This window comes from Solimonas sp. K1W22B-7 (assembly GCF_003428335.1).
GTDB lineage: Bacteria > Pseudomonadota > Gammaproteobacteria > Nevskiales > Nevskiaceae > Solimonas_A.
The window spans coordinates 1,115,992-1,128,986 of record NZ_CP031704.1; the positions used below are offsets into that span (position 1 = coordinate 1,115,992).

General features: G+C 64.0%; 12 protein-coding genes. 4 read left to right on the forward strand and 8 right to left on the reverse strand.

Annotated features, from left to right (window positions below):
• The first annotated feature begins 340 nt into the window (after nt 1–340).
• Nucleotides 341–880 carry a retron St85 family effector protein gene (locus D0B54_RS24170; protein ID WP_162932226.1) on the forward strand — a complete coding sequence of 180 codons (540 nt, stop codon included), beginning with the start codon at nt 341–343 and terminating at the stop codon, nt 878–880.
• A 45-nt stretch (nt 881–925) separates the two neighbouring features.
• On the opposite strand, the gene D0B54_RS05220 is transcribed toward D0B54_RS24170, so the two are convergent.
• Nucleotides 926–2,145 (reverse strand): IS3 family transposase gene (locus D0B54_RS05220; protein WP_162932227.1). Its coding sequence is split into 2 segments (ribosomal slippage): nt 926–1,788 and nt 1,788–2,145, totalling 1,221 coding nucleotides; the frame shifts between segments, so codons are not numbered across the junction.
• 445 nt (nt 2,146–2,590) lie between these two features.
• On the opposite strand from D0B54_RS05220, the gene D0B54_RS05225 reads away from it, so the two are divergent.
• Nucleotides 2,591–3,529, forward strand: coding sequence for a retron St85 family RNA-directed DNA polymerase (locus D0B54_RS05225; protein WP_117289857.1), 939 nt, complete (start codon nt 2,591–2,593; stop codon nt 3,527–3,529).
• 94 nt (nt 3,530–3,623) lie between these two features.
• On the opposite strand, the gene D0B54_RS05230 is transcribed toward D0B54_RS05225, so the two are convergent.
• A complete protein-coding gene (locus D0B54_RS05230) occupies nt 3,624–4,403 on the reverse strand; it encodes an SDR family NAD(P)-dependent oxidoreductase (RefSeq protein WP_117289859.1) in 780 nt (259 codons plus the stop codon).
• Between the two features lie 24 nt (nt 4,404–4,427).
• Nucleotides 4,428–5,273 carry an SDR family NAD(P)-dependent oxidoreductase gene (locus D0B54_RS05235; protein WP_240433554.1) on the reverse strand — a complete coding sequence of 282 codons (846 nt, stop codon included), beginning with the start codon at nt 5,271–5,273 and terminating at the stop codon, nt 4,428–4,430.
• Between the two features lie 152 nt (nt 5,274–5,425).
• On the opposite strand from D0B54_RS05235, the gene D0B54_RS05240 reads away from it, so the two are divergent.
• Nucleotides 5,426–6,013 (forward strand): YiiX/YebB-like N1pC/P60 family cysteine hydrolase, encoded by a 588-nt coding sequence (locus tag D0B54_RS05240; RefSeq protein WP_162932228.1) that lies wholly within the window; start codon nt 5,426–5,428, stop codon nt 6,011–6,013.
• A 10-nt stretch (nt 6,014–6,023) separates the two neighbouring features.
• The gene (locus tag D0B54_RS05245; RefSeq protein WP_117289863.1) at nt 6,024–6,581 is read left to right on the forward strand and encodes a hypothetical protein; all 558 of its coding nucleotides are present in this window, start codon (nt 6,024–6,026) and stop codon (nt 6,579–6,581) included.
• Nucleotides 6,582–6,699: 118 nt separating this feature from the next.
• Here the strand turns inward: D0B54_RS05245 and D0B54_RS05250 are convergent, their stop codons facing one another.
• The 5 genes from D0B54_RS05250 to D0B54_RS05270 form a co-directional block, all read right to left on the reverse strand.
• Nucleotides 6,700–7,563: an SDR family NAD(P)-dependent oxidoreductase gene (locus D0B54_RS05250; RefSeq protein WP_117289865.1), complete on the reverse strand. Its 864-nt coding sequence runs from the start codon at nt 7,561–7,563 to the stop codon at nt 6,700–6,702.
• Between the two features lie 160 nt (nt 7,564–7,723).
• A complete protein-coding gene (locus D0B54_RS05255; protein ID WP_117289867.1) occupies nt 7,724–9,292 on the reverse strand; it encodes a FadD3 family acyl-CoA ligase in 1,569 nt (522 codons plus the stop codon).
• A complete protein-coding gene (locus D0B54_RS05260; RefSeq protein WP_117289869.1) occupies nt 9,289–10,320 on the reverse strand; it encodes a ferredoxin--NADP reductase in 1,032 nt (343 codons plus the stop codon). The genes D0B54_RS05255 and D0B54_RS05260 overlap by 4 nt, the downstream gene beginning before the upstream one ends.
• A 119-nt stretch (nt 10,321–10,439) precedes the next feature.
• A complete protein-coding gene (locus tag D0B54_RS05265) occupies nt 10,440–11,216 on the reverse strand; it encodes a glucose 1-dehydrogenase (RefSeq protein ID WP_117289871.1) in 777 nt (258 codons plus the stop codon).
• Between the two features lie 29 nt (nt 11,217–11,245).
• The gene (locus D0B54_RS05270) at nt 11,246–12,943 is read right to left on the reverse strand and encodes an FAD-binding protein (RefSeq protein WP_117289873.1); all 1,698 of its coding nucleotides are present in this window, start codon (nt 12,941–12,943) and stop codon (nt 11,246–11,248) included.
• Between the last annotated feature and the right edge of the window lie 52 nt (nt 12,944–12,995).

Consider the following 12,995-nt stretch of genomic DNA (forward strand, 5'->3'; position numbering starts at 1 on the left):
GCGACCTGGTCGAAGGAACTGCCAGGCCGAGGCAACTAAGCCTAACTTGTCAGTTGATTGCGGTAAGTGTCGCCGCAACGGCCAGATGCGGCTAAGAAATTCAGAATTTCGTTTACGAAAGCTCTCCACTCCCGCATACTTTCAGCGCTCAGTTACGCGTATCTGTGGTTGTTAGTAATTTAACGCCATTGTCGGGCGTATCGCCAGACAGTAGTTGATTGAGCGACATCGACGGCACGAAGGCGCAGGCGCGCCCAATCTGTCCCTTCGCTGTCGCTCGTGTTGATTGGGCGCGCCTGCGCCTTCGTGCCTGTAGTTCAAGGTAGCTGAGCCTACCTAAATGACTTTTGACGCAATAAATACGTTTATTGAGACGGTCGATCCGCAACGGGCGACCGTCGTTTCTTTTCCGGAATTCATTTTGGTTTTTGGCGGTCCTCTCGCCAAGAAAGTTCGCTCTTCTCCAGTCTCGCAAAGAGATGCATTTCTCCGATGGTTGGCTGCCAATCGTTCGGAGCTACATAGCGTCCTATTGCTCCCTGAAAGCTTCGAAGATTGGAACGACTTCAGTACATATAGTGATCTCTTGCTGTTTGAGAAGGATCTGGGATACCTGACAAGTGCTGTTGTAGTTTTCTTGGAAGCTCCCGGTTCGATTGCGGAGCTTGGTGCTTTTTCTCAGATTGACTCACTGAGTGAGCGTTTGATGGTCGTCGTCTCTGACGAGTACCACCCCGCTCGATCATTTATAAGCTTGGGCCCGATTCGCAGCGTAAAGGAAACTCAACAACATCCGCATAGTGTCTGCACTATTCCGAGCGTAGTGCCGAACGAATTGAAGAAGCACGCCCCAGTAATTGCTGAGATGCTTGATGCGTGACCCGTCCTGAAATAGGTTGACACCTATACGGGGTAAAACTGGTCGCTAAAGTATGCTGGATACAGACGCCCGATGGACTTCATCGGGCGTTTTGTATTTCAGGGCCAGGTGTGGCCGTTCATGGTTGTAGGTGTGGATGGACTGCCGGACCATCTGTTCGGCCTGCTCAAGGTTGGCGGGTCGCTGGAGCAGGAATTCGTTCTTCAGGATGCCGTTGACGCGCTCTGCCAGGGCGTTCTGGTAGCAGTCGTAGCCGTCGGTCATCGAGCAGGTCAGGCCGTGTCGTTGGTGGATCTGCTGGTAGACGTTCGAGCAGTACTGGATGCCCCGGTCGGAGTGGTGGATCAGCCGCTGAGCCGTCTGCCGGGTCTTGAGCGCCATCTTCAGGGCCTCACTGACCTGCTCGGTCTGCAGGCTGTCGTGGACGTGATAGCCGACGATCTTGCGGGAGTAGGCATCGGTGACCAGGCTCAGGTAGACGCATTTCTCCCGCGTCGGCAGATAAGTGATGTCGGCGACCCAGACCTGCTCGCCGGTCGCGGGCTGGATGCCGCTTCCCGGCTTGAGCAGGTTCGGATGCTTGCGGAAGCGATGATGGCTGTCGGTGGTCTTGTGGTACGCCCGGCGGCTGGGGACCAGCATCCGGGCGTTGCGCAGAATACCGAACAGGGTATCTCGCCCCACGTGGATGCCGTCGGGCCGCTGCAGCAGGTGCTGCAGCTTGCGGGTGCCCACGCGCGGCTGGCGCAGGCGAATCTGCTCCACGCGCCGGATCACCTCGGAACAGGTCTGTGCACGCTCGCGCGCGCACTCCAGCCGCTGGTAGTACGCCTGCCGGCTGATGCCCATGTAGCGGCAAGCCCTCTTAACGCTCAAGCCCATTACGAGCTTTTGCGCGAGGACTTGCCCACAGGCTTTTTTACCACCACTCCGTAGTCCTTCTTCAGGACATCCACCACCGCCTCGAAAAACTGGGCCTTCTCCTTGGCCTCCCGCAACTCGACCTCCAGCTGCTTGATCCGCTGCTCGGGCGTCAGTGGCTTCTTTTCACTCATCATCGGCTTCCCTTGAGGAGCCCATGATGCCCGCCCCGCTACAGGCCGGCCATATCGCCGAACCCAGTGCAGAACCGTCGAGCTGCCCTGGATGCCGTAGCGCTCCTGGGCCTGCCTACAACTCATCTCACCTTTCTCAACCTGATCCACAACCGCCAACTTAAAGGCCATCGTGTAATCGCGCTGTGTCCTCTTAGCCCTTGATTCCATTTGACTCTCCTTCTCGGCTTCGAAAAGGTGTCAACCCAGGGCAGGACGGGTCAGCGAAAAGAAAAAGGTCGAGCGTCAGAAAATCTTTTAGTGTGGGTGATACTCAGCATCATATTTTATTGGCACTAGACTTGGTGAATCTTTTCTCGGTGCTTCGGTTAAAGGAAATTCAACAGCTATTTGGACATTTTGGAATTACCCTTGAAACGCCGCGCGCTAGGCAGATTCTTTTCACACTGGAGAAGGCTAAGCTAATTCACCAGCGACATTACGGAGACAATATTTACTATGTTCCGAGCGCCTCGCCCAAAGAGTACGTGAAATTTACATCAAAGAAGGGATGTAAGCCGTTCAACAGGGTTAAGTTGAAATCGACGGCTTGGAATGAAGTAAAAAATGATGCGTATCGTAAGAATGTATGCCAATCAAAGATCGGGGTGGTGAAATGAACCTCCTTGATCGAATGATTGACGAGCTGCCATTTTCCAAGGAAGAGTTGTTGGAAATAATTGCTACTGCTTCGTATAGATACAAAGTCTTTCAGATTCCAAAACGGCAGCCAGGTCAATGGCGAACTATTGCGCAGCCGACGCCAGAGGTGAAGCTGCTGCAACGATGGCTAGTCGACAATGTGTTATCCCAGCTGCCGGTGCATCGCGCCGCTACAGCTTATCGGGAGGGGGTGTCTATTTATGCACATGCAGAAAAGCATGTGGATAAGAAGTATCTACTGAAGATGGATTTTCAGGACTTCTTTCCATCCATCTCTGCGGATGCGGTGCAACAGCATCTTTTGGGCGTTGGAAAAATAAAGGAAAAAGACGCGACCCTGATTCGAGCGCTTGTAACGTGGCGGAACAAAGTAAGTGGAAAGAGATGCCTGTCCATCGGTGCTCCTAGTTCGCCGATTTTGTCCAACACCATGATGTATCGATTCGATACGGAAATTTCCATCATCGCAAAGCGATATGGCGCTGTTTATAGTCGCTATGCGGATGACATGGCGTTTTCAACAAATCGGAAGGGTGTTTTGACGGAGCTTTCCCGCGAAGTGGAGTCATTATGTGGGAAGTTGCCCTATCCTCGACTCACTCTGAACAAGCAGAAGACGGTTTACACCTCGAGAGCTTATAAGCGTGTTCTCGTGGGGCTGGTCCTTACGCCTGACAGAAAGGTTTCCCTAGGACGCGAGAAGAAGAGAGAACTGCGGTCAAAACTGTATCGTCTTCTCAAGGGTGCCCCCGGCGTGGATTCAGCTTCTTTGAGGGGCGAATTAGCCTTCGCCAACTCTGTGGAGCCAGAGTTCATTTCTTCCCTTGTGAGGCAGTTTGGAACTGACGCTTTCTTGCAGCTTGGCCTGCCTTTTGGATCATCGAAGGCATAGTGAAAGTAAGCCTCGTCTGAGTTGGCAACATTGCGACGATTACAGCTTGTCTCCCTCTCCTGTCAGTGAGAGGGAGACAAGTAGAGATCGCTGCTTAAACCCCCGGAGCCCCCGGGAAGCCCACGTAATACGAACCCGTCAGCATGCCGCCATCCACCGCGATCTCCGCACCGCAGAGATACGAGCTGTCGTCGCTGGCCAGGAACAGCGAGGCGCGCGCCACTTCCACCGGCTCGCCGACGCGCTGCAGCGGCACGAAGGTGTAGCGCTTGTTGACCTCTTCCTTGGCCTCGGCATACGGGTTGCCCATAGCGGTGTCGATGCCGCCCGGGTGCACGGAGTTCACGCGCACGCCCTTGTGGCCGTATTCCATCGCGGCGGCGCGGGTCAGGCCGCGGATGCCCCACTTGCTGGAGCAGTAGGCGCCCAGGCCGTTGGCGCCCTTCATGCCGTCGGTGCTGGAGATGTTGACGATAGCGCCGCGACCCTGCGCGATCATGCGCGCGCCGACGTGCTTTACGCCGAGGAAGCTGCCGACGAGGTTGATGTCGATCACGCGCTCGAAGTCGGCCTTGCTGGTTTCCTGGATCGTGCGGAACAGCAGCACGCCGGCATTGTTGACCAGCACCGAGGGTTCGCCGTAGGCCTTCACGGTCTCAGCGATCAAGTGCGCCCAGCTGCCCTCGTCGCTGACGTCGTGACGCACGAACAGGGCATTGGGGCCCAGCTCCTGCGCCAGCTTGCGGCCTTCGTCCTCCAGCAGGTCGGCGATCACTACCTTGGCGCCTTCCTCGGCGAACAGGCGCGAGGTCGCGCCACCCATGCCGCGGGCACCGCCCGTCACGATCGCCACCTTGCCTTGCAGTCGAGCCATCTTGAGTTCTCCTCTCCTAGGTATTCATGAGACGCGGGCCAGCGTCATGGCATCGCCGATGACGCTGCGCCCGTCCAGTGTGTGCAGCGGTGCCTGCGTCAGCTGCAGCAGCTCGCGGCTGCTGGTGGCCAGGCCGTTGTAGCGGCCGCTCACCAGCAACCACGCGGCTTCGGCCATCATCTCCAGCGGCTCCAGCCACTGCGGGTTGCTCGCCGCCACCTGCCGCGCCACGGCCTCGGCGCTCTCGCTGAGCGCGATCTTGACCGGCGACAGGATGTTCGCGGTGACGCCGCTGCCGTGCAGCTCGGCGGCCAAGCCCAGGGTGTAGCGCTCCAGCGCGGCCTTGGCGGCGCCGTACAGCGCCAGTCCGTGCACCAGCTTGGCCGGGCCGGGGTAGGGGATCGGCGGCTGCCGTGCCATCTCGCTGCCGAGATTGACGATGCGGCCCCAGCCGGCGGCCTTCATTGCCGGCAATGCCTGCTGACACAGGTCCACCGGCGCCTGGAAGTTGATCTCGAAGCCGGCGCGCCGCGCCGCCAGGTCGATGCGGCTGGGCGGGGCGTAGGCCGGGTTGGCGGCGGCGTTGTTGACCAGGATGCCGACCGGGCCGAAATGCGCCGTGGCGGCGGCCAGCAGGCCGGCGCGGGTGGTTTCGTCGGCCAGGTCCACGGCGACCGCGGCGGCGCGGCCCCCGGCGCTGCGCACCAGGGCCAGGGTTTCGTCCAGTCCGGCCTGCGAGCGCGGCGAGGCATGGACCACCACGGCGGCGCCCTGCGCGGCCAGGCGGCGCGCGATGGCGCGGCCGATGCCGCGGCTGGCGCCCGTGACCAGCGCCACGCAGGTGGCCGGCAGCGCGGAGGCAGCGGTCACAGCTTGGTCCCCGGTCGCGGCATAGACTCCCTTGGTGAAGGCCCATGGTGGGGGCCGGCGTGCGTGGCGGCCTCCTCCAAACGAACGACGGGACTTGAAGACTCGCCCGGAAACCGTAGGATTTCGCAGGAGCAAGGAAGTGGGGGATCGCGGTGCTGCATGAACTGAAGACGGGGGACCTGCTGCTGTTTTCCGGCAAGTCCGGTCCCAGCGAGAGCATCAAGTGGGTGACGCTGAGCCGCTGGTCGCACGTGGCCCTGGTGCTGCGCGAGCCGCGCTACGAGTTTCCCTGCCTGTGGGAGGCCTCCACCGACGCCACCATCGCCTGCCTCGAGTCCGGCGTGGCGCGCCGCGGCGTGCAGCTGGTGCCGGCGCCGGCACGGCTGGACGAGTACGACGGCGACATCGCCTGGCGCCGCCTGCAGGACGTGGACCTGGAACCCGAGGCAGTGGAACGCCTGGCCGCACTGCGCCGGCAACTGACCGGGCGCGCCTACGAGAGCAATGTCCTGGAGCTGATGGGGGCCGCCTATGACGGACCATTCGGCGAGCAGCGCGAAAATCTGGCAGAACTGTTCTGCAGCGAGCTGGTGGCCGCCGCCTACCAGGCCCTGGGCCTGATACGCCCGGACGCCAAGCCGTCGAACGAATACGTCCCCGCGGACTTTTCCGAGCAATGGGAGCGCCTGCCCTGGCTGCGCGGCCGGCTCGGCCCGGAAGTCCTGCTGAAGAACGCCTGAGAAGGAAGCCGTGAAACACAGAATCCTCGAAGCGGCGAAGACGCTGGCCCACAAGGAGGGCCGTGCCAGCCACCTCGATGCCTCGATCATGGCCGCCTCCGGCGCCTGTACCGAGGAGGAGTTCGCCGCGGCCTTCGCGGATGTCGGCGAGTTCCGGCGCGAACTGATGGCCCTGCTGTTCGCCGATGCGCGCATGCAGGTGATCCGCATCACCACCGCGATACCCTCGGGCCTGGAGCAGGCGCGCTCGGCATTCATCCAGTACCTGGACTACAACCTGGAGTACCCGGCGCTGCAGGAGATCGCGCACCAGCTGCAGTTCGACCCGCTGGGCTACGAGATGCTGATGCGCATGGAGATCGGTACCGCCATGGTCACGCAGAAGGACCTGGAGTTCGCCGGCGCCAACCACGTGCATGCGCGCGCCAGGCTGCTGACCTCGGTGGCGGTGGCGGTGGTGCGCGCCGAATACAAGGCCGGCAAGAAGCTGCCGGACCTGCGCGCGGTGCTGGAGGAGTATTGCGGCGTGTCGTGCAACGACACGCCGGAGTCGCCGCTCGGGGATTGACCCCAAAAATACCAGCCGTTCGCCCTGAGCCTGTCGAAGGGTGAGCGGCAGATGACCGGCCAGTTGGCAGGCCGTTCATGCTTCGACAAGCTCAGCACGAACGGCCCCCGACCTTCTGCTATTGCACGACCGCCGGATTCACCGGCGCCGGCGCGCCCAGCATCGGGCGGTGCGAGGGTGGCTGGCGGCCTTCGTCGCTGAGGCCGTAGTCCTGCGCCAGTTCGGCGCCGATCAGCACCTGGCCGGACTTGTCCATGCGGGCGGGGTCGCGGTACAGGGCGCTGATGATGTGGCCGGTGAACTCCGGGGTCTCGGCGATATCCCAGAAGCCCTGGTACTTGGCGGCGTCCTCGTCCATCACGCGCTTGGTGCGGTCGGTGCGCAGCATGCCCATCCAGATCGAGTTGGCGGAGACGTTGTAGCCCTTCAGGTCCAGCGCCATGTCGTGGGCAAAACGGTCCACGCCGGCCTTCTGCGCGCCGTAGGCGGCGCCGTGCATGTAGCAGTTGCCGCCGAAGGAGGAGGTGAACACGATCAGGCCGTTCTTCTGCGCGGCCATGATCTTGGCGGCGTGCCAGCTGGCGACGTAGGACGAGCGCAGGCCGACGTCGAGGATGTTCACCAGGTCCAGCGACTTCTCCCAGAATCCGCCGCCCTCGATCAGCTGGTCGTGGATGAAGGTGGCGTTGTTGACCAGGATGTCGAGCTTGCCCTGGTCGTTCTTGACGCGGCCGAACAGCTGACGCACCTGCTCGTCGTCGGTGTGGTCGACGGTGACGGCGATACCCTTGCCGCCGGCGGCGGTGACGGCCGCGGCGGTGGCGTGGATCGTGCCCGGCAGCGCGGCGTCGCCTTCGTTCTGCGAACGGCCGGTGACGTAGACCGTGGCGCCCTCGGCGCCCAGCGCGATGGCGATGCCCTTGCCGGCGCCGCGGGAGGCGCCGGTGACGATGGCGACGATGCCGCTCAGGTTCTTGCTCATGCTCTCTGCTCCTGCACTTGAAATATATATACGAACCGTTCACACCGAGTAGCGCCGCGAAGCGCCGCGTATCGAGGTGCGTGCGGAACGTGCCTCGATACGCGACGCTTCGCGGCGCTACTCGGCATGAACGGCTTGTCTCGATGCCTTGCGGCTTCCTCTATGCAGCACCCGGCTTCGCCAACTCCCGCAACTGGAACTTCAGCACCTTCCCCGACGGATTGGTCGGCAGCGACGCCATCATCTCGGCGTAGCGCGGCACCTTGTAGTTGGACATGTTGTCGCGGCACCAGGCGATCAGTTCCTTGTCGCCCAGCTCGGCGCCCGGCCGCAGCACGACGCAGGCCTTGCCGACCTCGCCGAGGCGCTCGTCGGGCACGCCGATCACGGCGACCTGTGCCACCGCCGGATGCGCGGCGATGATGCGCTCGATCTCGGCAGGGTAGCAGTTGAAGCCGCCGGCGATGTACATGTCCTTGAGGCGGTCGGTGATCTTGAGATACCCGCGCGGGTCGAGCACGCCGATGTCGCCGGTGTGCAGCCAGCCTTCGGTGTCGATGGTCTCGGCGGTGGCGCTGGCGTCGTCCAGGTAACCCTTCATGACGTTGTAGCCGCGCACCACGATCTCACCGGACTCGCCGGCGGGCAGGGGCTTGTTGTCGGGGTCGACGCAGCGCAGTTCCACGCGCGGGATCGCCTTGCCGCTGGTCAGGGCGATGGTCTCGGCATCGTCGCCGGCCTCGCACATCGACACCACGCCGCAGGTCTCGGTCAGGCCGTAGGCGGTCAGCACCACCTTGAAGCCCAGCTCGGCGCGGATGCGCTCGATCAGGGAGGGCGCGATGGCGGCGGCGCCGGTGATGGTGGCGCGCAGCGAGGACAGGTCGGCCGTGGCGCGGGCCGGGTCGTTGAGCAGGCTGATGAACAGCGTCGGCGGGCCGGGCAGCACTGAGATGCGGTCACGCGCGATGCGCTGCAGGATCGCGCCGGCGTCGAACACCGCGTGCGGCAGCACGGTCAGGCCGTGCAGCAGGCCGCCAAGCCAGCCGACCTTGTAGCCGAAAGTGTGGAAGAAGGGATTGGCGATGAGGTACTTGTCCTCCGGCACCAGGCCCATCACCGCGGACCAGGAGCGGATCACGTCCATGTTCTGCGCGTGGTCGGTGACCACGCCCTTGGGGCGGCCGGTGGTGCCTGAGGTGAACATGATGTCCATGCGGTCGGACGGCAGTACCGCCGCGGCGCGCTGGTGCACGTCCTCGCTGTGCGCCTGGTCGGCCTTGGCCATGAACGCGCGCCAGCCGGTGTCGCCGGACTCGGGATCGCCGATCACCACGACATGCTTCAGCGGCTTGGGCCAGCACTCGGCCAGCATCGTCGGGTAGTGCTGTCCGAGGAAGCGGCCGGCGCAGAACAGCGTGGTGGCGCCGCTCTTCTCCAGGATGTAGGAGGCCTCGCCACCCTTCATGCGCGTGTTCAGCGGCACCAGCACGGCGCCGATGCTGTGGATCGCCAGGCCCGCCACGATCCACTCCACAGAATTGGGCGCCCAGATCGCGACGCGCTCGCCGTGCTGCACGCCCATGGCGATCAGCGCGCGGGCGGCGTAAATGCGCAGCTGGTCCAGCTCGGCGTAGCTCAGTTCGCTGCCGTCCTCGCCGACCACGGCAGTGCGGTGCGCATGGCGCTGCACGCTTTCGGCGAAAGCCTGCGGAACGGTGTGGCTCATGTCGGGTAGCGCAGCTTGACGACCGGGGACTTGGCCACCGCCTGGCAGGACAGGATCCAGCCCTGGGCGATGTCGCTCTGCTCCAGCACCTGGTTGCTCATCATCTCCACCTCGCCATCGTCGAGATGGCACATGCAGGCGGCGCAGGCGCCGGCGCGGCAGGAGTAGGGCGGCTGCATGCCGGCCTTCTCCATGGCGTCGATCAGCAGTTCACCCGCCTGCGCCTCGAACCTGTGGGTCTCGCCGTCCAGCTCCACTTCCACCTGCGAGACCGTGCCGCCCTCGACCGCCACCGCCACCGGCAGCTCGTCGGATTCCTCCGGCAGCGACACGAAGCGCTCGATGTGCACGCGCGAGGACGGGAAGCCGACGCCGTGCAGCGCCGCGGCGGTAGTGTCCATGAAGATGCCGGGGCCGCAGATGAAGGCCTGCGCGTTCTCCCAGCCCAGCGCCAGCGCCTCGATCTGCGCCTGCGAGGGAATGCCCTGCACCGAGTCCAGCCAGTGGATCACCTGCAGGCGCTTGGGGTGCTCGCGCGACAGCTTGGCCAGCTCCGCGGCGAAGATCACCGAACGCTCGTCGCGGTTGGCGTAGAACAGCCGCATGCGGCCCTTGCCGTTGTTGAGCACGCTGCGGATGATCGACAGCACCGGCGTCACGCCGCTGCCGCCGCCGAACAACAGGAAATCGCCGTCGTAGGACTTCGGCGTGAAGATGCCGGCCGGCACCGCCACGTCCAGCGTGTCGCCGGCGCGCAGGCAGCCGCAGAGCCAGTTCGACGCGCGGCCACCGGCCACGCGCTTCACCGTCACCCGCAGCGGTTCGTCCTCGGTGGGCGTGCTCGACAGCGAGTAGCAGCGCGGCAGCGGCCTGGCGCCGCAGGGCACGCGCAGCGTCAGGAACTGCCCCGGCTTGTACTTGAAGAGGTCCTTCAGCTCGGCCGGTATTTCGAACACCAGCGAGCGCGCATCGGCCGTCTCTTCGATGACCTGGGCAACCTTCAGCGGGTGATACTGGATTTTTGACATTGTTTAAAAAGCCCGAAACGACAGTCCGCGAATGAACGCAAATAAACGCAAATGACAGTAGCGCAGAATTTTCATTTGCGTTTATTCGCGTCCATTTGCGGATTGATGCTCTTGGTTCTTCAGTCCGCCCACATCAGGTAGCCATTATCGATGCGCATCTCCGCACCCTGGATGAAACGCGACTCGTCCGAGGCCAGGAACAGCACCAGGTTGGCGATGTCGCCCGGCATGCAGAAGCGCGCCTGCAGCTGCTTGGGGTCCTTCTCGCGCACCTTGGCCTGCTGCTTGGGGTCGCGCGGCAGGTTGGCGACCATCGGCGTGACGATGCCGTCGGGGTGGATCGAATTGCAGCGGATCTTGTACAGGTTCATGCGGCAATGCGCCGCCACCGAGCGCGTCAGCGCGGCGACCGCGCCCTTGCTGGCGCTGTAGGCGGCAAACGAGGACATGCCGCCGATGCCGGCCATGGACGACATGTTGACGATCGAGCCGCCGCCGCGCTTCTTCATCGCCAGCAGGCCGTGCTTGCAGCCCAGGAAGTAGCCGTCGGAGTTGATGCGCTGGATCTTCTGCCAGAGTTCCAGCGAGGTGTCCTCGATGGTGCCGTAGGCCAGGATCGCGGCGTTGTTGACCAGTACGTCGAGGCCGCCGAATTTTTCTTCCGTCTTGGCGATCACCGCTTCCCAGTCGGCTTCGCTGGCGATGTCGTGCTTGATGAACAGGGCGCTGTCGGGATGCTTGGCGTTGATCTCGGCGGCAACCTTTACGCCCAGTTCCTCGTTGAGGTCGGTCAGCACCACCTTGGCGCCTTCCTTCGCCAGCAGGCGCGCGTCTTCCGCGCCCACGCCGCTGGCGGCACCGGTGATGATCGCAACCTTGTCCTGTACACGTCCCATGAAATCGACTCCTCGGTTATTTGTTGAGTTCAGGCGGCCTGCGCCGCCGTGCTATTGGTTTTCTGGATCGCATGCAGCGCGGCGCGGCGGCCGGACCACAGGCAGTCGGCGATCGACAGGCCGCTGACGTAGAAATTGGAGGCCACGCCCACCGCCGCGCGGCCGGCGGCGTAGAGGCCGGCGATCGGCTGGCCGCCCTCGTTCAGCACGCGATTGCTGCCTTCCTCCACGCGCAGCCCGCCGAGCGTGATCGAGGGGCAGGGGAAGATCTTGTTGCCGGCCGAGATGTCCAGGGCGTAGTAAGGGCCCTGGTCCAGCGCGGCGCGCATGTCCTGCGATTTTCCGAAGGCGTCGGGGGCGGAGCCGGCGGCGCTGGCGTTGTTGGCCTGCACGCTGCGTTCCAGCGCGGCGGCCGGCACGCCGATCTTGCCGGCGAGTTCGGGCAGGGTCTTCGCCTTGGGCGAGCTCAGCATCAGGATCAGCGCCGGGCCGGACTGGAACATCCACAGCTTGCCGAAGGCGGCTTCCTTCATCGCCTCGCGGCGCAGCTTCGCATCCAGGATCAGCCAGGCACTGCCGTCACCCTGCTCGCACATCTCCACACCCAGGCGCGCGCCGTAGACCTGCTCGTTGCAGAAGCGCTCGCCGTTGGCGCCCACGACGATGCCGCGGGGCAGGGCGGTGGGCGGATTGATGAAGCGCCAGGCCGAGCCCTTCTCCAGGCGTGCGGCGCTGCCGCCGGCCGACTGGCCCAGGCGGATGCCGGCGCCGTCGCAGCCGGTGGCGCCCAGGCGCATGTTCTTCGCGTACTTCGGTGCGTGCCGCTGCACCATGTCGCGGTTGAAGATGAAGCCGCCGGTAGACAGCAGCACGCCGCCGGTGGCACGGATGTGCAGCGGCCGCGCGTCGGCCAGTTCGATCGCCAGGGCCTGGGCACGCAGGCGGTCGGCCCAGGCGGGCGCGAAGTCGTGCACCTTCTCGGCCTTGCGCATCAGCTTGAGGTGGCGCTGGCCGGCAGCGGATTCCGGGTCGAGGCGCGAGACCTCGGCGCCGATCACGCTGCCGCTGCGGTCCATGATCAGGCGGCGCACGGCGCTTTGCGTCAGCACCGGGATCTGCAACTCCTCGACGCGGCGGCGCAGCATGCTGAACAAATGCTTGCCGGTAGCCACGCCGGAGCCATGCATGCGGTGGCCGCGCGGTGCGGGCAGGGCTTTGGCGGCGAAGGCGGGCACGCCCTCGTTGCCGGAGTAGTAGAGGTAGATGCCGTCCTTCGGGTAGGAGGTCTTCGGCGGCGGTGCGCTGGAGTCGAAGCGCGCGCCCAGCGATTCCAGCCAGGCATGCAGGCCCAGGCTGTCCTCGCAGAACTGGTGCAGGGTCGGGTTGCCGACCGCATCACCCGCTTCCATCTGCAGGTAGCGGACCATGGCCTCGACCGTGTCCTCGTAGCCAGCCGCCTTCTGCTGGCGCGTGCCGCCGCCGAGGTAGACGATGCCGCCGCTCTTGATGGTGGCGCCGCCACCCTCAAAGCGCTCGACGATGCCGACGTTGGCGCCGGCTTCGCGGGCATGGATCGCGGCCGAGGCGCCAGCGGCGCCGAAGCCCACCACCAGCAGGTCCACGGTTTCGTTCCAGGCCACGGTTTCGGCGTTGTCGACGACCCGCGGCGCGTCGATCGGCAGGGTGCCGTCGGCGCTTGCGGAAGTGGCGTTGGAACGTTGTGTCATGGGGGAAACCGGCCTGGAAAAGGTCAGGCCAGCATTATTTCCCGCTGGCCCC

Coding starts and splice junctions, on each gene's coding strand:
- D0B54_RS24170 (WP_162932226.1), top strand. CDS start 341: ATGACTTTTGACGCAATAAATACGTTTATTGAGACGGTCGATCCGCAA.
- D0B54_RS05225 (WP_117289857.1), top strand. CDS start 2,591: ATGAACCTCCTTGATCGAATGATTGACGAGCTGCCATTTTCCAAGGAA.
- D0B54_RS05230 (WP_117289859.1), bottom strand. CDS start 4,403: ATGGCTCGACTGCAAGGCAAGGTGGCGATCGTGACGGGCGGTGCCCGC.
- D0B54_RS05250 (WP_117289865.1), bottom strand. CDS start 7,563: ATGAGCAAGAACCTGAGCGGCATCGTCGCCATCGTCACCGGCGCCTCC.
- D0B54_RS05255 (WP_117289867.1), bottom strand. CDS start 9,292: ATGAGCCACACCGTTCCGCAGGCTTTCGCCGAAAGCGTGCAGCGCCAT.
- D0B54_RS05260 (WP_117289869.1), bottom strand. CDS start 10,320: ATGTCAAAAATCCAGTATCACCCGCTGAAGGTTGCCCAGGTCATCGAA.
- D0B54_RS05265 (WP_117289871.1), bottom strand. CDS start 11,216: ATGGGACGTGTACAGGACAAGGTTGCGATCATCACCGGTGCCGCCAGC.
- D0B54_RS05270 (WP_117289873.1), bottom strand. CDS start 12,943: ATGACACAACGTTCCAACGCCACTTCCGCAAGCGCCGACGGCACCCTG.